Raw genomic sequence first — 21,557 nt, 5'->3', positions numbered from 1 at the left:
ATCACGTTCGTCGAGGCTGCACGACGAAACGTCGATTCCGAGGCCAGTCTGCTATATCGCGCCCCCACCTGCCACCGCATGGACCGCCTAATAACGTGCCGAAATCCTTGCCAAAATGGGGTGTGACTAGGCGTGCTTCTCGGCCTGCGCCTTGCGGCGCAGTTCCTTGCGGTTCTGGTTCCAGGCCTCCCTCAGGTCCGGGTCATCCATCACCAGGTAGACCAGCCCGCAGTTGTGCGGACCATCGGCACCGGGCTGGCACAGGCTGCACGGGTCGCCGGGACGCATCGGACACTTCGCGGTGGACTTGGGCACGGCTCCATTCTCCTCCGCCGGGATCAAGCCTTGACCAGGAGGGCCACGCACTCCACGTGATGGGTCATCGGGAACAGGTCGAAGGCCCGGATTGCCTCCGCACTGTAGCCGTGTTCGCCGAAGGTCCTGAGGTCCCGGGCCAGGGCTGCCGGATCACAGCCCACATAGGCGATGGCTCGCGCCCCGAGCCCGGCCAGGTGGCCGACCACCTGGGCTCCGGCCCCGGTGCGGGGCGGGTCCAGCACGATCACGTCCACCGCGGGCGGCAGCTTTCGCAGCGCCTTCGCCAGGGGTGCGGAGATGAAGCGTGCCTTCGGGACATTGCGACGGGCCAACCGGACCGCCCGGTCCACCTGTTCGACGCCCATCACGTCCAGCCCCTGGTCCGCCAGCGCGCCCGCGAACAGGCCCACCCCGCAGTAGAGGTCCAGGGCGCTCTCCCCGGCCACCGGCTGCAGCATCTCCATCGCGGCGCCCACGAGAATCTCCGCCGCACGCGGATGGACCTGCCAGAAGCCGTCGGCACGCACCCGATAGCCGTGGCCGCCGCACAGCTCCTGGACCAGTTCGGCGCCCTGCTCCCGGGTGGTGATGGTGACCGGCTTGCCTCGGGCGGGGACCACGACGCGGATCTCGTCGGACGAGCCCTGGGCCGCCACCTCCTCCAGCTGCTGTGGAGAAGGGGTTCCGGGCGCCGCGATCAGACAGCCCTGCTCCGGCAGGGAGACCAGATCGTGCGAACGGTGCGCACGCATGCCCACCACGGGAACCTGCGACCCGCCCTCGTCGTCACCGGGACGGTCGACGGCGAAGCGGGTGCGGGTCCGCCATCCGGTCAGTGGCTCCACGGCCTCCACCAAGGGCTCCCAGGCGATGCCGGCCAGGTGATCGAGCTGTTCGCGCACCACCTCGGCCTTCAACCGGCGCTGCCCCTGCGCACTGACGTGCTGGAAGTCACAGCCTCCGCATCCACCCGGCCCGGCCACCGGACATGGCGGGTCGACCCGATCGGGCGAGGCCTGCAGTACCTCAACGACATCGCCGCGCCAGAAGCGCTTGTGGGACTCGTCGGTGATCCGCACCAGTACCCGTTCACCGGGCAGGGCATGGCGAACGAAGATGACGCGCCCGTCGTGCCGAGCCACGCAGTGACCACCGTGCGCGACGGGGCCCACCTCGACCTCGACAAGCTCGGTCGTCGGGGTGCAGGGCTCGGTCATCGGGGCGCAGGACTCGGTCATCGGGGCGGAGTGCTCGGTCATCACTTGCCCACCATCCGCCACGCAGTCGGGTCGTCGTGCGCATACTTCTCGTCGGCATCCACCGAGGAACGCAGCTGATAGGGAACGCTGGTCACCATCACGCCGGGCATGAAGTGCAGCCGGGTGCGCACCACCAGTGCCGTCTGGTTGTGCAGCAGATGCTCCCACCAGTGCCCCACCACCACCTCGGGGATGTAGACGCACACCACGTCGCGCGGATTGTCCGTGCGCAGCCGCTTCACGTACTCGACGAAGGGCCCGGTCACCTCACGGAAGGGCGAGGCGATCACCTTCAGCGGCACGTCGATGTTCTCCGCCTCCCATGCCTCCACGAGCTCACGCGACTCGTCGTCGTCCACGGCCACCGTCACCGCATCCATGTGCGACGGCTGGGTGGCCCGGGCGAAGTTCAACGCGCGCATCAGGGGCTTGTTCACGGCGCCGACGAAGATCACCGCCCGGACCCGGCTGGGCAGGACCCGGTCCGCATCGCCCGCAAGTGCCACTTCCTTGGCGACCTTGTCGTAGTGGCGCCGGATGGACTTCATCATCGAGAAGACCACCACCATCGCGATGATGGCGAGGTAGGCACCATGCATGAACTTGCTGAGCAGCACCACGACGAGCACGATGCCGGTCAGGGTCAGGCCCACCGCATTGATGACCCGCGAACGCTGCATGTGGCGTCGCACCTCCGGATCGGTCTCTGTGCGCAGATGCCGTGTCCAGTGGCGCAGCATCCCGAACTGGCTGATGGTGAAGCTGACGAAGACGCCCACCACATAGAGCTGGATCAGGGCCGTCACGGAGCCGTTGAAGACCAGCACCAGGCCGATGGCCGCAAGGGCCAGCGAGATGATGCCGTTGGAGTAGGCCAGCCGGTCTCCACGCGTGTGCAGCTGACGCGGCAGGTAGCCATCGCGGGCCAGGATCGACCCGAGCGTCGGGAAGCCGTTGAAGGCGGTGTTGGCCGCCAGGAAGAGGATCACCATGGTGACCGTCACGATGAAGTAGAAACCGAGCGGGAAGCTGTCGAAGAAGACCGCGCGCGCCAGCTGGCCGACGACGGTGCGCCCGGCCGTGGTCACGTGCTCCCCGGTGGGCGTCACATAGTGGGAACCGCCCTGGGGGTCGATCAGTTTGACGCCGATGCGGTTGGCCAGCGCGATGATGCCCAGCAACATCGTGATGGCGATGATGCCCAGCATGGCGAGCGTGGTGGCCGCATTGCGGCTCTTGGGCTGCTTGAAGGACGGGACTCCATTGCTGATGGCCTCGACACCGGTCAGCGCCGCACAGCCGGAGCTGAATGCCCTGGCCAGCAGCGCCACCATCAGGAATCCGGTGAAGGCGCCGTACTCGCTGGTGCTCTGCACACTCCAGGACGCGGTCTCCGCCTGGAGGTCGGTTCCCAGGACCAGGATCCGGAAGAAGCCCCAGACTGTCATGCCCAGGATGCCGGCCATGAAGAGGTAGGTCGGGATGGCGAAGATGGTGCCCGACTCGCGGACCCCTCGCAGGTTGAGCGCCATCAGCAGGGCAATCACCACGGCCGCCACGACACCCTCGTGCCCCCGGAGGAAGGGCAGCATGGCCTCGGCATTCTGCACTCCTGAGGAGACCGAGACGGCCACTGTCAGCACGTAGTCCACCAGCAGGGCGCTGGCGACGGTGAGCCCCGCGCTGGGACCGATGTTCACCGTCGCCACTTCGTAGTCACCGCCACCGGAGGGGTAGGCGTGCACCGTCTGGCGGTAGGACAGCACGACGACGGCCATCACCAGGGCCACGACCAGGCCGATCTGCCAGCTGAAGGCGAAGCCCGCCATTCCGGCCAGGCTCAGGGTCAGCAGGATCTCGTCGGGGGCATAGGCCACCGAGCTGAGGGCGTCGGAGGCGAACACCGGCAGTGCGATGCGCTTGGGAAGCAGGGTCTCGCCGAGCTGGGTACTCGCCAGCTTGCGTCCAACCAGCAGTCTCTTGACCGCATGCGAAAAACTCACGACCAGACTGTAGTCCAGCCGGGCCCCTCGCCCGGCAGCCGGTGCGGTAGCGTTCACCTGTCGTGCCCGGCAAGTGGAGGAATCAGCGTGCAGATCGTCATCATGGGTTGCGGACGCGTGGGCTCCAGCCTGGCCCGGAGTCTGGAGAAGCGAGGCCACGACGTGTCGGTCATCGACACGAATGCGGAGTCCTTCCGTCGGCTCGGCCCGGAATTTCGTGGGACCACCGTGAAGGGCGTCGGTTTCGACCGCGACGTGCTGGTCAAGGCCGGGATCCGGGGAGCCGACGGCTTCGCCGCGGTCTCCAGCGGCGACAACTCCAACATCCTGGCCGCACGTGTGGTGCGTGAGGAGTTCGGCGTGCACAATGTCGTCGCCCGCATCTATGACCAGGGCCGCGCCGAGGTCTACGAGCGCCTGGGCATCCCCACTGTGGCCACTGTCCGTTGGGCCGCAAACCAGGTCCTGCGTGGCCTGTTGCCGGAGGGGTCGGAGCCCGTCTGGCGGGATCCGTCCGGAAGTGCCCGCCTGGTGCAGGTCCATGTGCACGAGGGCTGGATCGGCAGCACCATCGGCGAGATCCAGCAGGCAGTGCGCACCCCCCTGCCCTTCCTCCAGCGCTACGGCACCGCCATGGTGCCCACCGCTGAAACCGTCCTGCAGGACGGTGACCTGCTCTATGCCGCCATTGAGCTGGACCGCACCGACGAGATCGAACAGGTCCTCGGTGAGGCCCCCGAACGGCACTGAGCCACCACCAAACTCCCACCATCCAGGAGAAGTCCATGCGCATCGTGATCGCCGGAGCCGGCAATGTGGGGCGTTCGATCGCCCGTGAGCTGATCGTCAACGGCCACCAGGTGCTGCTGATCGACAGGGACCCGAAGGCCATCAAGCCGAACTCCGTGCCGCAGGCGGAGTGGCTGCACGCCGATGCCTGCGAGTTGGACACCCTGCAGGAGGCCCGGCTGGACACCTGCGACGTGTGCATCGCCGCGACCGGCGATGACAAGGCCAATCTTGTGCACTCCCTGCTGGCCAAGACTGAGTTCGGCGTGCCCCGCACCGTCGGGCGTGTCAACCACCCGGGCAATGAGTGGATGTTCGACGAGGTCTGGGGGGTCGACGTGGCGGTGTCCACACCGCGCCTGATGTCGGCACTGGTGGAGGAGGCCGTGAGCGTCGGTGACCTGGTGCGGATCTTCACCTTCGGCAAGGGAAGCACCAACCTGGTCGAGATGACACTGCCGGGCGAGAGTCCCCGCGTCGGTGAGATGCTGCGCGCCATCACCTTCCCCGGCGACGCCATCCTGGTCGCCATCATCCGCGACGGCCGCGCCGTCGCCCCGCACCCGGACGGGGCGCTGGAGGGCGGGGACGAGCTGCTCTTCGTGGTCTCCACGGAGCACGAGGCCGAACTCTCGCAGCTGCTCGCGCCCCGAGACGACCAGGGCTGAGTTTCGACGGGTTCAGAGGTTCAGCAGGGAATACTTCGGGTTGTAGATGGTGGGCCTGCCCTCGAAGAGGGTCAGGCGTCCCTCCACCTCCAACTTGCGGCCGGGTTCGATGCCGCGCACGATCCGTCGGCCCATCCAGATCAGGGTGACCTCCCCCGAGCCGTCGTCGAGGATGGCCTCCAACCAGCGGTTCACACCGCGCGGATTCAGCGTCACCTGCGAGATGACGCCACGCACCCGCACCTGCTCGCGCATCCGGCAGTGCGAGAGGCTGGCGCAACCCGCACTCATGGCCTCTTCCTGCATCGCCTCGGCCTGGGTCTGGCCTTCCGTGGTGGTGAACCGGCGCACAAGCCGGCCGAGCGCCCCCCTGCGGGAGCGCTCGGCGCTGGTGGAGGCAGTCCTGCTCACTGCTCGGGGACCTCGCCATCCTCGGGAGCCTGGGCGACCAGCTCCTCGGGGATGGTCATCGGGATCAGGTCGCCGGGCACGCGCGGGCTCTCGTCGCGACGCACGACAAGATTGCGGAAGAACTCATACAGGACCGCGGCGGGGCCATCGGTTCCCTCGGTCATTCCGGCCTCACCCATCAGCACACCACGCACCAGCCAGCGAGGACCGTGCGCGAACCACGTGCGGGAGACGTGGTACATCGTCTCGCCCTCGTCATTCTGCAGCGGGATGACGCGACGGATCTCGGTGCCGAAGGGCCCTTCGGCCAGCTGGACGTCACCGCCCTGCTGCTCGGTGACCTCGACCATTTCGCGGCGGATGTCACCGGCCATGGAGCTGGTGGCGGGGGCGCCGAAGACAGCCACCTCGAGGGCGGAGTTGGCGTGCATCACCAGCGCGGCCTGGACCTGCTGGGTGGCCTCGTCGATCTGCAGCTGGAGCTGCATCTCGTCGAAGGGCGTCATGATCAGGCTGCCGAAGTCCAGACGGTCCACGTCATCGGCATCCAGGTCCACCTCGTCGAGGTCGAAGGGGCCGTCCTCGCGCCAGTCCTGGGCGTCGAGCTCGTCCCACTTCGGATCTGTGGGGTCGACGACCTCGGCCTGCTCCTGGGGCTCGTTCTCGATGCCTTGGTCGTTCTCGCTCACGGTGGCCTTCCCTCCGGTGGGCCGCGACGGCTCTCGCCGCGGCAACGTCCTCGATTCTATCCTGCCTGCCAGGCCGACACCCCGCCGCTGGAGCCGTGACCGCCCGCACCGCGTGAGCTCTCGCCCAGGTCCTCCACCTCCATCAGGACCGGTAGCTCGACGCGCTGGACCAGAAGCTGGGCAATGCGGTCCCCGCGCTTCAGGACGACCGGCTGCGACAGGTCCGTGTTGAGCAGGCAGACCTTGATCTCCCCGCGATAGCCCGCGTCCACGGTTCCCGGGGCATTGATCACCGTCAGGCCGCTGCGGGCCGCCAGTCCGGAGCGGGGGTGGACCAGACCGACCCACCCTTCGGGGATGGCCACGGCGAGTCCCGTCCCCACCAGGGCCCGCTCCCCCGGCGCCAGGTACACATCGGTGGTGGTCATCAGGTCCAGCCCGGCATCCCCAGGATGTGCGCGCACGGGAAGCGGAAGGTCCTTGTCCAGGCGCACGGCACGAATCTGTTCCATCAGGGCTCCTGCGTCGTCGGTGCGGTGCGGGTCAGGTGCTGTGCGGCCACCGCGGCGATCCGTTCCGGATGGCGGCTCGAGACCAGCCAGAAGGGATGGGGGTCGGCGGGATCATCCAGCACCACCTTGACCGCCTCCTTCACATAGGGGCGGGTGACGAACCAGGCTGTGGCCACGGAACCCGGGCCCATCGCGTCGTGGACCTGCGACCGGTCCAGCACCTCGACGCTGCTGATCCACGGCCATTCCACCAGGGAATGGTCCACCCGGATGCCCCGGTCGTCGGCGGCCAACAGGGTGTGTCCATAGGCCCAGAAGGCGATTCCGATGGCCAGCAGGCACAGGACGGCAACGGCGGCGCCGAACTGCAGGTTCAGGTAGGCGCCCACGGCCACCACCAGGGTGAAGGCGAAACCCAGGGTCAACAACCACCAGGACGGGGGCACCACCAGGTGTTCGCGGTGCCGGGGGCCATCGTGGGGCACGGGTGCTTCGGGCATGTGCACCAACCTACCGTGGTCCGCCGGTGGCGAAAGTCGGCCTTTCGTGTGCCTGCCATGCCGGCGCAATGCCTACGATGGAAGTGCAAGTTCGACATGTCGAATCGACCGGCCGCCGTGCACGCACACTTGGCCAGACAGTGAGGGAGACCAGATGGCCACCACGAGCCAGAACATCGGTTTCAAGATCTACGCCGGCCTGCTCGGCACCGTCACCACCATCGTCACGCAGAAGCTCATGCAGGCCGCCTGGAAGGCTGCGACGGGAGACAACCCGCCGGACCCCAATGACCCGGAGGTGCCCGCCACGCATGCCGCTATCTGGGCCCTCGCGAGTGGCCTTGGGCTCGGCGTCTCGCAGGTGGCACTCAACCGCTTCGTCGGCCGCCGTTTCGAAGCGGTCACGGGCGAACGACTCGACACCGCCAGCAGGACCAAGATCAAGCTCTGACCTCTTCAGGCACGACGACGGGCCGCACCCCTTGGGGATGCGGCCCGTCGTTGTGTTTGCTGTGCGCTGGGTCTGCTCAGACGCAGTCGACGCAGTAGTCGATGCCCTTGCGGCTCTCGGCCCGCTGGCTGGCTGCCTTCACGAGGAAGCAGGACCCACAGGTGAACTCGTCAGCCTGACGAGGCAGCACGCGCACGGTCAGTTCCTCGTGGGACAGGTCCGCGCCGGGCAGCTCGAAGGCTTCCGCGGCCTCCACCTCGTCCTCGTCGACCTTGCCCGAGTTCTTGTCATTGCGACGAGTCTTGAGCTCCTCGATCGAGTCCTCGCTCACGTCCTCGTCAGTCTTGCGCGGGGCGTCGTAGTCAGTCGCCATGTCATCCTTCCCTGTCGTCCGGGGGCCCCAGGGGGCCGTGAAGTGCTCCCGGTGTGCCCCACAACGCCTCTGGCCTGCGCATTGTTCCTGCGCGAAGCAACGTGTGTGTGCCCAACGGCAGGCACATGTGTATCACATGCCCGCGTCCCTGTCCGACGGAGGCCCCCCGGTACGCCCCAGTGGTCAGTCCTCAGAGCAGGTCCGAACGCACGAAGGGCTGGCCCTCCAGGTGCTCGGCGAGGAAGGCGCGCACCGTCTCGTACCAGATGGTCGCATGCTGCGGGGTGAGTACCCAGTGGTTCTCGTCGGGGAAGTAGAGGAACTTGTGCGGCAGGCTCTCCGGTGGCCCCGGATGGTTGCTGGTCAGCGCCCACCACAGCGCCAATCCCTCCCCGATCGGGACGCGATAGTCCTTGTCACCGTGCACCACCAGCATCGGTGTGGTGATCTGGTCGGCAAAGCGGTGCGGAGAGTGCTCCCGCATCATCCGCTCCCCCAACTCGATCCCCCAGTACCAGGGAATGTCCGTGGTGGGGCCGAAGCTGTCCAGGTTCCAGAGGCTGGCATGGCTCACGATGCACCGGAAGCGGTCCGTGTGGCCCGCAATCCAGTTGGCCATGTAGCCACCGAAGGAACCGCCCATCATCGCGGTACGTTCGGCATCGACGTCCTCACGTGCCACCACGGCATCGGTGACCGCCATCAGGTCCTGGTACGGCTCGCAGCCCCAGCGTCCCCAGCCCCGCTGGATGAAGCCACGGCCGTAGCCAGTGCTGAGAGCCGGGTCCGGGAGCAGAACCGCGTAGCCCTGGCTCACGAGCAGCCACGGACACCAGCGCCAGCTCCAGGCATTCCACGAATTGAGCGGACCGCCATGGGCCCACAGGACCAGGGGTGCCGGGTGCCGCGCATCACAGCCGTCCGGGAGCACGAGCCAACCGGGGATGCGCGTTCCGTCCTCGGCCCGCGCCTCGAGGCGCTCCAGGCGGCCCGGAAGGTCCGCGCCGGTGACGGGCGCGTAGACCACGCTGCTGGTGGCCGTCGCGGGGTCGATCCGCACCACCGAACCCGGCTCGTCCCAGGCGGAGCGCAGGGCGTACAGCGCCCCGCCCTCCGGTGCCAGGCAGACCTGGCTGTGTGCGCCGTGCTGGGTCAGGCGGCGCACGCTCCCGGTGGCGATGTCGACGGCGAAGACCGGGCACTCGCCGTCCTCATCGGCCGTGACGTAGAGGATCTGCCCGTCGGGGCTGAAGGCGGCCGGGGTGGCCCACCGGTCCCAGTCCGAGGCAAGGTCACGGCCCCGGCCCGATTCGAGGTCCACCAGGTGGAGGTACAACCGCGGGGCGCTCTCCGGGGTGCCCCGCTCATAGCGCGTGCAGGCCACCAGGCGGTCGTCGCGGCTGAGCACCGGGTCCTCCAGCTCCGAGGAGTCGTCGTTGGCGATCCTCTCGACGCTGCCGTCGTCCAGGCCGAGGCGCACCAGGTGCGAGCTCCGTCCGGCGCCGGCCTGGGGCTCGTCATGGCTGGTGATCAGGAAGTCGCCGTGGGAGGACAGGGTGGCGGAGGCTGAGAGGCCGACGCCCAGTTCCGGGCTGGCCAGCCGCAGGCTGGTGGAATCCACCGGATCGTCCCGGTCCAGGTCCACGCCGAGGGTCACGAAGCGAGTGGTCTGGCGCGCCAGGTCATGGTCCCAGTGCCGCACACCGGCGCCCTCGTGCAGGATCGCGGACACCTTGGCCTCGGCACGGCGTCGGTGCAGCGTGTCGTCCTCCTCCAGACCGTCGAGTCCCGTCGCGATGCCGACGCCGCACACGAGCCGGTCTGCCTCGCGCGCGGACAGCACACTCTGCCAACCGCCTGGGCGCTGTGCCACGACGTGCGCCTCGCCACCTCCGGCGGGCAGGCACCACAGGGCCTTGTCGTGATCACTTCCACCGTCTGATGACGGCGCCTGGCGGCCGGAGGTGAACAGCAGAGAGCCGTCGCGCAGCATCGCTGCCAGTGCGTCGCCCTCCACGCCACGAGTCAGCTGGCGGGAGGGGCCCTCGCCGGTGGTCGGTACACGCCACAGATTGGTCCGGTAGTCGGTCGACTTCTCGTTGGGCGTCTGGACCCCGACGGCCAGCCACTGTCCGTCGGGGGCGATGTCCAGGCTCACGAGCCGGGGCTGTGCCATGTAGCTGCGCAGGTCCTCCCAGGCCGGGCCGAGGGCTGGGCTCGATGTGGTCTGCTCCATGGTGATCCTCCTCAGCCGATCGCCGGTGTCCGGGGATCGCGCGGGTTCGGGCAACACCCCGTGCCGCCGCATCCCTTGGCGCAGGGCAGGGTGCCGCCCTCACGTGCCTGCGCGGCCCGCTCCACCAGACGGTCGGCGAGCATGGCGACGAATGTCTCGGCGACGCCTGCGGTCGCGGCGCGCGCCATCGTGATGCCCAGCTCCTGGCAGGTCTGGCGGGCCTGGGTGTCCAGGTCGTAGATGACCTCCATGTGGTCCGAGATGAAGCCGATGGGTGCCAGGACCACGCGGTCCACGCCCCGCTCCTTCAGCGCGGCGAGGTGGTCGTTCACGTCGGGCTCCAGCCACGGCTGGTCCGGGCGGCCGGAGCGGGAGCAGTAGACGAGGTCATAGTCGTCGGCGAGCCCCTGCGCGGCGTGCACTCGACGGGCCACCTCCTCGTGCCAGGTCACATAGGCGCCCCGGGCCTCGGGGGCACCCGAGGCCCCGGCCATGTCCGTCGGGATGGAGTGGGTCACGAAGACGACGCGGGCACCCGGAAGCTCCTCCAGTGCCTGCCGCAGTGCAGCCGCATTGGCGTCGAGGAAACCATCCTCCAGCGCGTAGTTGCCGATCCGGTCCACGACCAGGTCCGGGGCATGCTTCGCGAGGGACTCGGCCATCGCCTCCCGATAGGAACGGCAGCCGGAGTAGGAGGGGTAGGCGCTGGTGGTCAGCATCAGGACGCGCCGATGACCCTGCGCGGCGAGCCCCTGCACCGCCTCGTCGATGAAGGGGTGCCAGTTGCGGTTGCCCCAGTGGATGGGGACGGTGTTGCCGCGGCCGGCCAGCTCGTGCTCCAGCGCTGCCATCAGCGCCTTGTTCTGGTCATTGATGGGGCTGCGGCCCCCGAAGAGGAAGTAGTGCTCCCCGACCGTCGCAAGCCGTGAACGGGGGATCCCGGAACCCCTGGTGACCACCTCCAGGAAGTCCACCACCTCGTCCGGCTTCTCCGGCCCACCGAAGGACACCAGCAGGATGGCGTCATAGGGGGCGAGCGAGTTGGTGGGAGCATCCGTGCTGGTCATGAACCGATCCTTGCAGAACCCGGCGTCGCACCCAAGCACGATCCTTCGCACACGCCACACCCATGGCTTGCGGCGCGACGGGTGGCAGGGCACGGTAGGTTGGGCACGGCAGAATTGACGCCACAGCCCGTGATTTCCTCGTGCCTACCCGTTTCGCCAGTACTGGAGAAGACATGACAAGCGCCCTCAGCCCCCGCGACATCCAGACCCGGATCCGGTCGGGAGCATCGCTCGAGGAGGTCGCGCACGTGGCCGGGGTGCCGGTGGAGAAGGTGGAGCCCTTCGCGGCTCCCGTCCTGGCGGAGCGCGAACATGTGGCGGGCACCGCACTGCAGTGCCCGGTGCGTCGCCGTGGCGAGACCGGTTCCGTGCGTTCGATGCGGTCCGTGGTGACCGACAAGCTCGCACCACACGGCGTCGTGATCGACGAGGAGGACTGGGACGCCTGGCGCAATGAGGACCGCCGCTGGACCGTGCAGGGCTGCTTTGAGGTTGACGGTGAACGGCGCGTTGCGCGCTTCATCTTCGACCAGCGCGCCCGCTTCAGCGTCGCCAACAATGACGAGGCCCGGTGGCTGATCGGTGAGGTCACAGCCTCCCAGCCCGTGAGCTCACCCGACGCGGAGCCCACCATCGACCTCAACGACGAACTGGCCCTGATCCGCGCGGTGCAGGGCTCCGTCCCGATCGTCGAGACCCCCGCCTCCCCCTCCGAACCGGTCAGGAGCACGCCGGTGCAGGCGCCCGCGGCCCTCTCGGTGGGACCCGCAGTGGCAGCCCAGCCCGAGGAAACCGCAGAGCCGGAGGCCGACGACACCGAGGTGGAGGACTACGCCCCGGCCGAATTCGAGGAGGTGGACGGGGTCTACGACTTCGTCCCGAAGAACACCTCGGACATGGACGTCTTGTACGACATGCTCAGCTCCTTCGCCGAGGACTCGGTCAACATCTATGCCGGACTGACCAACCCGGTCACCCAGGACGTGCCCGAGCCGGTCGATGCGGTACTCGACGAGGCAGAGGTGGAGCCGGAGGCCTCGACAAGCACGGCCAAGGTGACCCAGCCCGAGCCCACCCCGGAGCCGCAGCCGGAGCAGACTGACGAGCAGGAGCCCCAGCCGGAGTCCACCCCGCAGCCCGAGCCTCTCGAGGACCCGGACGACGTGACAGAGCCGAAGGGCGAGCGGAAGCCTCACCTGGCGGCCGTGGTGGACCTGCCCGAGGAATCGCCCGTCGCGCGCCCGGCTCAGGGTGTCGTGGTGGAGGTGGAGCTGCCCCAATCCGATGTCCCCCAGCCCGATGTCCCCCAGCCCGATGTCCCCCAGCCCGATGTCCCCCAGCCCGATGTCCCACAGCCCGATCTCGAGGTGCTCTCGACAGGCTCGGCCGACGTGGCGGAGGCCGCTGTCGAGGTGGAGCAGACACCGCTCGTCGAGAGCCCCGCGCCCGAACCGGCCCCCAAGCCGAAGCCCAAGCCGCGTTCCCGCAAGAAGCGTGCCTCGGTGCCGAGCTGGGACGAGATCATGTTCGGCGGCCCGACGCACAAGAAGGACTGACTCAGCGGCTCGCGAAGTCCAGCAGTTCGTCGAGCGGCCAGGAGTTGATGATCCGCTGGGCGGGGATCCCTGCGGCCTCCGCACGCGCACAGCCGAGCGTCTGGAAGTCCAGCTGACCGGGTGCATGGGCGTCGGTGTCGATGCTGAACAGGCATCCCATCCGCTCGGCGAGCGCGAGCAGTTCATCGGGCGGATCCTGGCGCTCCGGGCGTGAATTGATCTCCACGGCGACACCGAACTGACGGCAGGCCTCGAAGACCACCTCGGCATCGAAGTCGGAGGCAGGCCTGGTGCCCCGCGCCCCCTCCACCAGACGGCCGGTGCAGTGCCCGAGCACGGTGGTGTGCGGATTGGCGATGGCGCCAACCATGCGCTGCGTCATGGAATCGCGGTCCGAACGCAATCTGGAATGCACCGAGGCCACCACCACGTCCAGCCCCGCGAGCATCTCCTCGGTCTGGTCCAGGGCGCCGTCGTCGAGGATGTCCACCTCGATTCCCTTCAGGATCCGCACGGCGGCACCTTGCTCGTCCAGGGTCCGTTGGACCTCGTCGATCTCCCGCCACTGCGCCCGCAGGCGGTCGGCATCCAGGCCATGGGCGACGGTGAGCCGCGGAGAGTGGTCGGTGATCGCGAGGTAGTCGTGTCCCAGGACGACGGCGGTCCGTGCCATCTCCCCCACGGGTGATCCGCCGTCGCTCCACGTGGTGTGACAGTGCAGGTCACCCCGCACCAGGCCGCGCAGGTGCGTGACGGCCAGTGGTTGGGCCCCGGCCTCACGCAGCTCCCCGAGGCGCTGCGGGACACGACCCGTCAGCGCCTCGGTGATCACGGCCACGGTGCTGCGGCCGAGTCCGGGGATGGCCGCCCAACCGTCGGCTTCGTCCAGGGCCAGCCAGTCGGACGGATCCAGCGCGACCAGTGCGTCGGCGGCCCGCCGGTAGGCCTTGACGCGGTGACTGTCCGCCCGTGAACGTTCGAGCCAGAAGGCCACCTCCCGCAGCGCATCCACCGGTGAGGGTACGTTCTGCGGTGCAGGGTCCGTCGTCGTACTGGCCACTCGTCCACATTAGCTGCAGGGCCCACTAGGCTCGGCAGAACAGGAAGGAGGCCCCATGGCATCGCGCAGCAGCAAGCAGCCCGGCCGTCCCGACGGTCCCACGTCCGGAAGCGGTAGGGCCCTGGTGCCGTCCGACGCGGACCGCAAGGCCCTCGTGGGCCGGCTGACGGCCACCATCGGGCAGATGACCACCGCCACGCTCGCAGCGATGGACGAGCGGCATCCCTGGTTCGGGGAGCTCGACGCCGAGCACCGCTCCTGGATCTCCGTCGTGGCCCAGGGTGGCATCGACGGCTTCGTGCAGTGGGTGGCCGACGACCCCACCGTCGCCTTCGACCCGGCCAATGTCTTCGCCGCGGCCCCACGGGCCCTCACCCGCAACATCACCCTGCACCAGACGGTCGACCTGATGCGCACCACGATCGCCGTCGTGGAGGAACAGGTGCAGCTCCTGGCCGAGGAGGAGGACCGTCCCGTCCTGCAGACCGCCATCGTCCACTACTCCCGAGAGGTAGCCTTCGCCGCCGCCGAGGTATATGCCCGTGCCGCAGAGGTGCGCGGCGCGTGGGATGCCCGGATGGAGGCCCTGGTGGTGGACTCCATCGTGCGGGCCGAGGCCGACGAGTCGATGGTCTCCCGGGCCTCGACGCTGGGTTGGCGGTCTGGAAGCAAGGTCTTCGTCGCCGTGGGGCACGTGCACGAGCACGGTGAGGATGCCATCAGCGCCCTGCGCCGGCACGCGAGCAAGATGCGCCTCGAGGTCCTGATCGCCGTCCAGGGGGATCGACTGGTGCTGGTGGCCAGCGGTCCGGACGTGAGCGACGAGGCCGCCTCCATTGCCGCCGTCGAGGAGCTCTCGGACTACTTCGGCCCCGGACACGTGGTGATCGGCCCGCTGGTGGAGGACCTGGTGGAATCCCCCCGCTCGGCCCGCGCGGCGGTCAGTGGCCTGCGCGCCTCCGACGCATGGCCCGAGGGTGGCCGCGCCCTCCCGGCCACCGAACTCCTGCCCGAACGCGTCCTGGCCGGAGATGGCCACGCCCGCCGTGCCCTGGCCCGCGACGTCTTCGAACCGCTGGGTGCCGCCGGTGGGGACCTGCTCGAGACCTGCGTCAGCTTCCTGGACCACGGTTGTTCGGTCGAAGCCACGGCGCGTGCGCTGTTCGTCCACGCCAACACGGTGCGTTACCGCATCAAGCGGATCCAGGACGTGACGGGCTACTCCCCCACCGATGCCCGCGACGCCTATGTGCTGCGCCTGGCCATCACCCTGGGACGTCTCGCGGCCATCGCACGCTGACCAGCGATTGATCATCCCCCACAAGAGGTACCCGACGCCCCGCCTGGGAATCCCATGCCTGTTGTGGGGATCCCACAACAGCGCACCCGTAGATTTCGTCGTGTCATCCGCTGTCCAGGGCCGCTGGAAGGGACAGAGTGGACTACGTGCTTGCAATCGTTGCGCCGGGACAAGGCGCCCAGACCCCCGGATTCCTCGCCCCCTGGCTCCAGCTGCCCAGCTTCGCTGAGCGCCTGACGGCCCTGGGTGAGGTGGCCCAGCTGGACCTGGCGGCCCATGGCACCACGTCCGATGCGGACACCATCCGTGACACCGCCGTGGCCCAGCCCCTACTCGTCGCCTCCGCCATCGCCACGGCGGCCGAACTGCTGGGCGAGGCCGGTGCCGACCAGCGCGTCGGTGCCGTCGCCGGGCACAGCGTCGGTGAGCTGGCGGCCGCCGCGATCGCCGGGGTGCTGGGCGAGGACGAGGCCATCACCCTGGTCCGTGAGCGTGGCCGGGCGATGGCCGAGGCTTCTGCACTGCGCCGCACGTCGATGACCGCCGTCATCGGTGGCGACCGTGACGAGGTGCTGGCCGCCATCGAGGCAGCCGGCCTCACCCCCGCCAACAACAACGGCTCCGGGCAGATCGTCGCCGCCGGCACCGTCGAGCAGTTGGAGGCCTTCGCGGAGCAGGCTCCCAAGCGCACCCGACTGTTCCCGCTGAGCGTTGCCGGGGCCTTCCACACCGTCCACATGGAGCCGGCCGTGGCGCACCTGCGCGAGGTCGCCGCGACGGTCGAACCGCGGGACGCCAGCCTCGCCCTGCTCAGCAACCGCGACGGCCAGGTGGTGACCTCCGGCGCCGACTACTTGGAACGCCTGATCAACCAGGTCGCCAATCCGGTCCGCTGGGATCTGTGCATGGCCACGCTGGCCGAGCAGGGCATCACCGGCATGCTGGAGCTCACCCCCGCCGGCACCCTGACCGGCATCGCCAAGCGCAACCTCAAGGGCGTCGAACTGTTCAACCTGAACACCCCCGACCAGCTGGACGAGGCGCGCGCCTTCGTCGAGCAGCACGCCGGGAACGGCGAGGCCTGAGATGGCAGCCATCATCCCCGTTGCGGGCGTTGCCGGGTCCCGCATCGTGTCGACCGGTGCCAGCCGCGGCTCGCATGTCGTCAGCAATGAGGAGATGTGCACCCTCATCGACTCCAGCGACGAGTGGATCAGGCAGCGCACCGGCATCGAGGCACGACACTGGGCCACCGACGAGGAGACTCCGCGCAGCCTCGCCGTGTCCGCCTGTGCCCAGGCCCTCGAACGTGCCGGGCTGCAGGCCTCAGAGATCGACGCCGTCATCGTGGCGACCATCAGCAATGACCAGGCCATGCCCTCGTTGGCCGCCCGCGTCGCCGCGGACCTGGGTTGCACCGGCCCGGCGGTCTTCGACCTGACCGCCGCCTGCGCCGGCTTCTGCTACGGCGTCGGTCTTGCCGACTCCCTGGTGCGCACCGGAGCAGCACGCCAGGTGCTGGTCGTCGGGGCCGAGGTGCTGAGCCGGCTGCTGGACAAGACCGACCGCGGCACCGCCTTCCTCTTCGGCGACGGCGCCGGGGCCGTCGTGATCGGGCCGTCCGAGACACCGCAGATCGGCCCCACCGTCTGGGGTTCGGACCCCTCCCAGCACGATGTGCTGACCCTCGACGAATGGTCCGCCCTGGGCGACGACCAGGAGCACCCCTTCATCCGGATGGACGGCACCAAGGTCTTTCGCTGGGCCACCACGTTCATCGCGGACAAGACCCGCGAGACCCTTGCGGCGGCCGGCCTGGCCCCGGAGGATCTTGACGTCTTCGTCCCGCACCAGGCGAACAACCGCATCACCGACTCGATGCTGCGCCACCTGAAACTGCCAGGCGAGATCGTGGTCGCCCGGGACATTGCCCAGATGGGCAATTCGTCGGCGGCCTCCGTGCCGCTGGCGCTGGACGCCGTCCTGCAGTCCGGCGAGGCTCGCAGCGGCCAGACCGCACTGATGATCGGCTTCGGCGGCGGTCTCGCATACGCCGGGCAGGTCGTCATCCTCCCCTAGAACCCGGGGTTCGCCATCCGGCGGCCCCGTACAGCACCGCAACACCAACACAGAAACAGGAGGCCATCATGGCCAGCACCGAAGAGATCCGTTCCGACCTCGCCGAGATCGTCAACGACGTCGCCGGCGTCGGCGTCGAGGATGTCCAGCTCGACAAGTCCTTCACCGAGGACCTCGACGTCGACTCCCTGAGCATGGTCGAGATCATCTACGCCTGCGAGGAGAAGTTCGGCGTCTCGATCCCCGACGAGGATGCCAAGAACCTCAAGACCGTCGGCGACGCCGTGGCCTTCATCGAGCGCGCCCAGGCCTGAACCTGACGTGGCCGCCGCGGGCCGGGCAGACGCTGCCCGGCCCGCGCCCCGCACCCACCGCCCACCACACACAATCCTTGGAGTACCCATGACCACCGTTGTCATCACCGGTTTCGGCGCCTACACCCCGCTCGGCGAGACCGCCCCCGCCACATGGCAGGCGATGCTCGACGGGGTCAGTGGAGCCCACACCCTCACCCAGCCGTGGGCTGCCGAGCTGCCCGTGACCTTCGCCGCCTCCGCGGCCGGCGATCCGGCCAGCCATCTTGACCGCGTCCAGGCCCGCCGTCTGGACCGCTCCACCCAGATGGCCCTCATCTCCGGCAAGGAGGCCTGGGAGGATGCCGGCCTGGTCTTCGGGGAGAAGAACGACAGCCTCGACGAGGACCGGATCGCCGTCAGCGTCGCGTCGGGCATCGGTGGCCTGAACTCGCTGCTTGACCAGTGGGACATCCAGAAGGAGAAGGGCCTGCGACGCGTCAGCCCCTTCACCATCCCAATGCTGATCAGCAATGCCCCCGCCGCGAACCTTGGTCTCAAGGTGAACGCCCGCGCCGGCATCCACACCCCCGTCAGCGCCTGTGCCTCCTCGAACGAGGCGATCAGCCTGGCCATCGACATGATCCGTCTGGGCCGCGCGGACATCGTGCTTGCCGGCGGCACCGAGGCCGTCATCCACCCGCTGCCGATCAATGCCTTCGCCCAGATGCAGGCGCTCTCCCGCCGCAACGACTCCCCCGAGACTGCATCGCGCCCGTGGGACACCGACCGCAATGGTTTCGTAATGGGTGAAGGTTCAGTCTGCATGGTGCTCGAGAGCCTGGAACACGCCCAGGCCCGTGGCGCCAAGATCTACGGCACGCTCGCTGGTGCCGGCATCAGTGCCGACAACCACGACATCGTCGAACCCGATCCCGACGGCCGCGGCCAGGCCTCCGCCATGGTGCGGGCCCTGAAGGAGGCCGACGTGCTGCCCGCCGACATCAGGCACGTCAATGCACACGGCACCTCGACCCCCAAAGGCGACGTGACCGAAGCGGGCAGCATCCGCACCGCCCTGGGCACTGCCGCCGACGACGTGATCGTCACCTCCACCAAGTCGATGACCGGTCACCTGCTGGGCGGCGCCGGTGCCATCGAGACCTTCGCGACGGTGATGGCGCTGAACACGCGTCAGATTCCGGCGACGATCAACATCGAGAACCTGGAGCCGGGACTGCCGGTGGAGATTGCCACCACCCTGCGGGAGCTGCCCGAGGGCGACCTCGCCGCGCTGAACAACTCCTTCGGCTTCGGTGGCCACAATGTCGCCATCGTGGCGACCAACCAGAACCAGAGCCGCTGACCTTTAGCTCAGACGCCTCGACAGGCTCGGCCACTGCGGTGGCCGGGCCTGTTCTGATTGGTCAGCCCGCGCGGTGCATCCAGCGGACCGGGGCATCCTCCCCGGCGTGCCGGAAGACCTCCAGCTCGTCGTCCCAGGGGGTCCCGAGCAATTCGTCCAGGGAGGCGCGCAGCGGCTTGGCTCCCGTCGCGTCCTGGGAGATGGCCAACTTGATCCGTTCCTCGGGAACCGTGATGTCACCGCTGATGGTGGTGGCAGCGTGGAAGATGCCCAGGTTCGGCGTGTAGCTCCACCGGTTGCCCTCACCAGCCGGGCCGGAATCCTCGGTCACCTCGAAACGGATCCGCTGCCAGGCCAGGAAGGCGCTGGCCAACCGGGCACCGGTTCCCTCGGGTCCCGTCCACGGGACCTCGCAGCGCACGCTGCCGGGCATGGCCGGCTGCGGCGACCAGTCGAAATGCGGGGGCACGCCAAGGACGCCCTCGACGGCCCATTCGATGTGCGGGCACAGCGCCGACGGCGTCGAGTGGACGAAGAAGAGCCCACGGGTCATGCCGGTCATCACGATCCTCCTGCCAAGGCCCCAGTCGTGCCTTCCCCTGCAGACTTCGACCAGACATGAGGATGTGACGTCCGTTCGATTCTGCCCCACGCACCCATGCCGGTTCAACCGCTCTGGATAGGCTCGTGGTCATGACCACCACCGAGTGCACTCCTCTGCCCTGCGGCAGCTGGCCCTCCGTCGTCGACGTGGACGCCCTCCTGAAGGCCGGCACGGGCCTGTCCAGCGTCGGCGTCGACGGGGACGACGTCTACTGGCTGGAGTCCCGCCCGGAGCTCGACGGACGCACGGTGCTGGTGCGGCTGCGAGACGGACGGGCAACGGATGCCACCCCCACGGATGCAAGCGTCCGCTCCCGCGTGCAGGAGTACGGCGGTGGCACCTGGCATGCCCGGGACGGCATCGTGGCCTGGTGCAATGACAGCGACGGCGCGGTGCACGTCATCGAGGACGGCGCTGACCGGGCGATCACCGGCACCAATCGCGACCTGCGTTTCGCAGGCCTGCGGGTGGATGCGGCGCGTCGTTTGGTCCTGGCCGTCCGCGAGGACCACCGCGGTGCGGACGAGGCCGTCACCACCGTCGTCGCGCTCGACCTCGACGGGGACAATGGCGACGGTGGCCGGGTGCTGGCCGAGGGCTCCGACTTCTACGCCCACCCGGAGCTGTCCGACGGGGGCAGGCTCGCATGGGTCGAGTGGAGCCACCCCAACATGCCGTGGGATGGCAGCCGCATCATGGTCCTGGACCTTGCCGAGGACGGCACGGGTGAGTTGAGGCAGGTGGCCGGAGGCGACGAGATCAGCGTCCTTCATCCCCGCTGGGCAGGTGAAGACCTGGTCTTCATGAGTGACGAGACCGGCTTCTGGAATCCGTGGATCCTGCGCGGCGACGACACCCGTCAGCAGCTGCTCAGCTCGGACAAGGACTTCTGCCGTCCGCTCTGGGTACTGCCCAATGACCTGTACGCCGCGCACGGCCGCACCCTGGTGACCTTCTGCTACGACGACGCCCGCGCCCGCGTCTGCTTGCTGGACCTCGACGGAGGGGAGCCTCGCTGGGTGGAGGGCACCTTTGCCGACGTGGACTCCATCGCCGCCGGCCCCGCGGGGATCTTCCTCAACGTCGACCACGCTGACCGGCATGCCCAGATCCTGCGTCTGGATCCGTCCACGATGCAGACGACGGCGGTTCAGGAGGCCGCTTCCTCCCAGCCCGCCCCGGAGTGGGTCTCGCGGCCGGAGTCGGTCTGGTTCGAAGGGCGGCATAGCCGCAGTCAGGCGTGGTACTATCCGCCGGCCAATCCGCAGGCCTGTCTCCCGGAGGGCGAGCTGGCCCCGATGATCGTCAACACCCACGGCGGTCCGACCGGCATGGCCCCGGGCATCTACCGCACGGACTTCCAGTTCTGGACCTCACGTGGCTTCGCGGTGCTGGACGTCAACTACTCCGGCTCGGCGGGCTTCGGCCGCGCCTACCGCAACCGCCTGTACGGCACCTGGGGCATCGCCGACGTCGATGACTGCGTGGATGCCGTCCAAGCCATCGTGGAGCGCCGCCTGGCGGACCCGCGGCGGATCGTCATCCAGGGCGGTTCCGCGGGTGGCTACACCACCCTGCAGGCCCTGGTCGTCTCCGATGTCTTCGCCGCCGGCGTCAGCCGCTACGGAATCGGGGACCTGGAGACGCTGGTGACCGACACCCACAAGTTCGAGTCCCGCTATCCCTTCCTGCTGGTGGCGCCCTACCCCGAGGGACGACAGGTCTACCTGGACCGCTCCCCCATCCATCACGTCGACCGGCTCTCAAGCCCGATGCTGATCCTGCAGGGCCTGGACGACAAGGTGGTGCCGCCGAACCAGGCGGAGTCGATGGCCCAGGCCGTGCGGGCCAAGAAGCTGCCCGTCGCACTGATCCTCTTCGAGGGTGAGGGCCACGGCTTCCGCAAGCAGTCCACCCGGCGGGCGGTGGTGGAGGCGCAGTTGAGCTTCTTCAGCCAACTCTTCGGTTTCACACCCGCTGACGAGGTCCCGCGCCTGGAGGTCGAGAACCTGGCGTGAGGCGA

Annotated in this window: 22 protein-coding genes; 10 read left to right on the top strand and 12 right to left on the bottom strand. The window is 68.7% G+C overall.

Going from position 1 to position 21,557, the window contains the following annotated elements:
- Positions 1–126: 126 nt before the first annotated feature.
- The 3 genes from EDD41_RS01890 to EDD41_RS01880 are packed head-to-tail and all read right to left on the bottom strand — an operon-like array spanning position 127 to position 3,580.
- Entirely contained in the window at positions 127–315 is a 189-nt protein-coding gene (locus EDD41_RS01890) for a DUF6767 domain-containing protein (protein ID WP_123574772.1), read from the bottom strand.
- Between the two features lie 23 nt (positions 316–338).
- A complete protein-coding gene (locus EDD41_RS01885; protein ID WP_123576797.1) occupies positions 339–1,535 on the bottom strand; it encodes a class I SAM-dependent RNA methyltransferase in 1,197 nt (398 codons plus the stop codon).
- A gap of 41 nt (positions 1,536–1,576) precedes the next feature.
- A complete protein-coding gene (locus EDD41_RS01880; protein ID WP_123576795.1) occupies positions 1,577–3,580 on the bottom strand; it encodes an APC family permease in 2,004 nt (667 codons plus the stop codon).
- A 102-nt stretch (positions 3,581–3,682) separates the two neighbouring features.
- On the opposite strand from EDD41_RS01880, the gene EDD41_RS01875 reads away from it, so the two are divergent.
- Together EDD41_RS01875 and EDD41_RS01870 are read left to right on the top strand one after the other, a co-directional pair.
- Positions 3,683–4,330 (top strand): potassium channel family protein, encoded by a 648-nt coding sequence (locus tag EDD41_RS01875; protein ID WP_245995709.1) that lies wholly within the window; start codon positions 3,683–3,685, stop codon positions 4,328–4,330.
- 35 nt (positions 4,331–4,365) lie between these two features.
- Positions 4,366–5,037, top strand: coding sequence for a potassium channel family protein (locus tag EDD41_RS01870; RefSeq protein ID WP_123574771.1), 672 nt, complete (start codon positions 4,366–4,368; stop codon positions 5,035–5,037).
- A gap of 12 nt (positions 5,038–5,049) precedes the next feature.
- Here EDD41_RS01870 and EDD41_RS01865 read toward each other — a convergent pair whose 3' ends face one another.
- Genes EDD41_RS01865 through EDD41_RS01850 form a run of 4 tightly spaced genes read right to left on the bottom strand, consistent with a single transcriptional unit; the run spans position 5,050 to position 7,149 of the window.
- Entirely contained in the window at positions 5,050–5,448 is a 399-nt protein-coding gene (locus EDD41_RS01865; protein ID WP_123574770.1) for an OB-fold nucleic acid binding domain-containing protein, read from the bottom strand.
- A complete protein-coding gene (locus tag EDD41_RS01860) occupies positions 5,445–6,137 on the bottom strand; it encodes a DUF3710 domain-containing protein (protein WP_094765318.1) in 693 nt (230 codons plus the stop codon). Before EDD41_RS01860 ends, EDD41_RS01865 begins: the two co-directional genes overlap by 4 nt.
- A gap of 56 nt (positions 6,138–6,193) precedes the next feature.
- A complete protein-coding gene (gene dut, locus EDD41_RS01855) occupies positions 6,194–6,649 on the bottom strand; it encodes a dUTP diphosphatase (RefSeq protein ID WP_123574769.1) in 456 nt (151 codons plus the stop codon).
- Positions 6,649–7,149, bottom strand: coding sequence for a DUF3093 domain-containing protein (locus EDD41_RS01850; RefSeq protein ID WP_094765320.1), 501 nt, complete (start codon positions 7,147–7,149; stop codon positions 6,649–6,651). Before EDD41_RS01850 ends, dut begins: the two co-directional genes overlap by 1 nt.
- Positions 7,150–7,303: 154 nt before the next feature.
- Here EDD41_RS01850 and EDD41_RS01845 point away from each other — a divergent pair, with 154 nt between their 5' ends.
- Positions 7,304–7,600 carry a DUF4235 domain-containing protein gene (locus EDD41_RS01845; protein WP_094765321.1) on the top strand — a complete coding sequence of 99 codons (297 nt, stop codon included), beginning with the start codon at positions 7,304–7,306 and terminating at the stop codon, positions 7,598–7,600.
- Between the two features lie 76 nt (positions 7,601–7,676).
- Here EDD41_RS01845 and EDD41_RS01840 read toward each other — a convergent pair whose 3' ends face one another.
- From EDD41_RS01840 to EDD41_RS01830, 3 genes are all read right to left on the bottom strand, one after another.
- Positions 7,677–7,973, bottom strand: a complete 297-nt coding sequence (locus EDD41_RS01840; protein WP_094765322.1) for a DUF4193 domain-containing protein — start codon at positions 7,971–7,973, stop codon at positions 7,677–7,679.
- A 190-nt stretch (positions 7,974–8,163) separates the two neighbouring features.
- Positions 8,164–10,209: a S9 family peptidase gene (locus EDD41_RS01835; RefSeq protein WP_123574768.1), complete on the bottom strand. Its 2,046-nt coding sequence runs from the start codon at positions 10,207–10,209 to the stop codon at positions 8,164–8,166.
- Positions 10,210–10,220: 11 nt separating this feature from the next.
- Positions 10,221–11,276 (bottom strand): ferrochelatase, encoded by a 1,056-nt coding sequence (locus tag EDD41_RS01830; protein WP_123574767.1) that lies wholly within the window; start codon positions 11,274–11,276, stop codon positions 10,221–10,223.
- Positions 11,277–11,416: 140 nt separating this feature from the next.
- Here EDD41_RS01830 and sepH point away from each other — a divergent pair, with 140 nt between their 5' ends.
- Entirely contained in the window at positions 11,417–12,832 is a 1,416-nt protein-coding gene (gene sepH, locus EDD41_RS17310) for a septation protein SepH (RefSeq protein WP_342769255.1), read from the top strand.
- 1 nt (position 12,833) lies between these two features.
- Here the strand turns inward: sepH and EDD41_RS01820 are convergent, their stop codons facing one another.
- Positions 12,834–13,892: a PHP domain-containing protein gene (locus EDD41_RS01820; RefSeq protein WP_094765325.1), complete on the bottom strand. Its 1,059-nt coding sequence runs from the start codon at positions 13,890–13,892 to the stop codon at positions 12,834–12,836.
- A gap of 184 nt (positions 13,893–14,076) precedes the next feature.
- Between EDD41_RS01820 and EDD41_RS01815 the strand changes: the two genes are divergently transcribed.
- The 5 genes from EDD41_RS01815 (at position 14,077) to EDD41_RS01795 (ending at position 18,930) form a co-directional block, all read left to right on the top strand.
- Positions 14,077–15,192, top strand: coding sequence for a PucR family transcriptional regulator (locus tag EDD41_RS01815; RefSeq protein ID WP_425454344.1), 1,116 nt, complete (start codon positions 14,077–14,079; stop codon positions 15,190–15,192).
- Between the two features lie 146 nt (positions 15,193–15,338).
- Positions 15,339–16,277, top strand: a complete 939-nt coding sequence (locus tag EDD41_RS01810; RefSeq protein WP_123576791.1) for an ACP S-malonyltransferase — start codon at positions 15,339–15,341, stop codon at positions 16,275–16,277.
- A gap of 1 nt (position 16,278) precedes the next feature.
- Positions 16,279–17,271 carry a beta-ketoacyl-ACP synthase III gene (locus EDD41_RS01805; RefSeq protein WP_123574764.1) on the top strand — a complete coding sequence of 331 codons (993 nt, stop codon included), beginning with the start codon at positions 16,279–16,281 and terminating at the stop codon, positions 17,269–17,271.
- Between the two features lie 68 nt (positions 17,272–17,339).
- Positions 17,340–17,585, top strand: a complete 246-nt coding sequence (locus EDD41_RS01800) for an acyl carrier protein (protein ID WP_094765328.1) — start codon at positions 17,340–17,342, stop codon at positions 17,583–17,585.
- A gap of 88 nt (positions 17,586–17,673) precedes the next feature.
- Positions 17,674–18,930, top strand: coding sequence for a beta-ketoacyl-[acyl-carrier-protein] synthase family protein (locus tag EDD41_RS01795; protein WP_123574763.1), 1,257 nt, complete (start codon positions 17,674–17,676; stop codon positions 18,928–18,930).
- A 61-nt stretch (positions 18,931–18,991) separates the two neighbouring features.
- Here the strand turns inward: EDD41_RS01795 and EDD41_RS01790 are convergent, their stop codons facing one another.
- Positions 18,992–19,492 carry a DUF3145 domain-containing protein gene (locus EDD41_RS01790; protein ID WP_094765330.1) on the bottom strand — a complete coding sequence of 167 codons (501 nt, stop codon included), beginning with the start codon at positions 19,490–19,492 and terminating at the stop codon, positions 18,992–18,994.
- A 131-nt stretch (positions 19,493–19,623) separates the two neighbouring features.
- Here EDD41_RS01790 and EDD41_RS01785 point away from each other — a divergent pair, with 131 nt between their 5' ends.
- Complete coding sequence (locus tag EDD41_RS01785) at positions 19,624–21,552, top strand: S9 family peptidase (protein WP_148060440.1); 1,929 nt, start codon at positions 19,624–19,626, stop codon at positions 21,550–21,552.
- Positions 21,553–21,557: the final 5 nt, after the last annotated feature.

The sequence above is a fragment of the Luteococcus japonicus genome (genome assembly GCF_003752415.1).
GTDB lineage: Bacteria > Actinomycetota > Actinomycetes > Propionibacteriales > Propionibacteriaceae > Luteococcus > Luteococcus japonicus.
The sequence above is the reverse complement of the archived record's forward strand: the minus strand, read 5'-3'. Positions and strand labels throughout refer to the sequence as shown.

Coding starts and splice junctions, on each gene's coding strand:
- EDD41_RS01885 (WP_123576797.1), bottom strand. CDS start 1,535: ATGACCGAGCCCTGCACCCCGACGACCGAGCTTGTCGAGGTCGAGGTG.
- EDD41_RS01875 (WP_245995709.1), top strand. CDS start 3,683: ATGGGTTGCGGACGCGTGGGCTCCAGCCTGGCCCGGAGTCTGGAGAAG.
- EDD41_RS01870 (WP_123574771.1), top strand. CDS start 4,366: ATGCGCATCGTGATCGCCGGAGCCGGCAATGTGGGGCGTTCGATCGCC.
- dut (WP_123574769.1), bottom strand. CDS start 6,649: ATGGAACAGATTCGTGCCGTGCGCCTGGACAAGGACCTTCCGCTTCCC.
- EDD41_RS01850 (WP_094765320.1), bottom strand. CDS start 7,149: ATGCCCGAAGCACCCGTGCCCCACGATGGCCCCCGGCACCGCGAACAC.
- EDD41_RS01845 (WP_094765321.1), top strand. CDS start 7,304: ATGGCCACCACGAGCCAGAACATCGGTTTCAAGATCTACGCCGGCCTG.
- EDD41_RS01840 (WP_094765322.1), bottom strand. CDS start 7,973: ATGGCGACTGACTACGACGCCCCGCGCAAGACTGACGAGGACGTGAGC.
- EDD41_RS01835 (WP_123574768.1), bottom strand. CDS start 10,209: ATGGAGCAGACCACATCGAGCCCAGCCCTCGGCCCGGCCTGGGAGGAC.
- EDD41_RS01830 (WP_123574767.1), bottom strand. CDS start 11,276: ATGACCAGCACGGATGCTCCCACCAACTCGCTCGCCCCCTATGACGCC.
- EDD41_RS01815 (WP_425454344.1), top strand. CDS start 14,077: ATGACCACCGCCACGCTCGCAGCGATGGACGAGCGGCATCCCTGGTTC.
- EDD41_RS01805 (WP_123574764.1), top strand. CDS start 16,279: ATGGCAGCCATCATCCCCGTTGCGGGCGTTGCCGGGTCCCGCATCGTG.
- EDD41_RS01800 (WP_094765328.1), top strand. CDS start 17,340: ATGGCCAGCACCGAAGAGATCCGTTCCGACCTCGCCGAGATCGTCAAC.
- EDD41_RS01795 (WP_123574763.1), top strand. CDS start 17,674: ATGACCACCGTTGTCATCACCGGTTTCGGCGCCTACACCCCGCTCGGC.
- EDD41_RS01790 (WP_094765330.1), bottom strand. CDS start 19,492: ATGACCGGCATGACCCGTGGGCTCTTCTTCGTCCACTCGACGCCGTCG.
- EDD41_RS01785 (WP_148060440.1), top strand. CDS start 19,624: ATGACCACCACCGAGTGCACTCCTCTGCCCTGCGGCAGCTGGCCCTCC.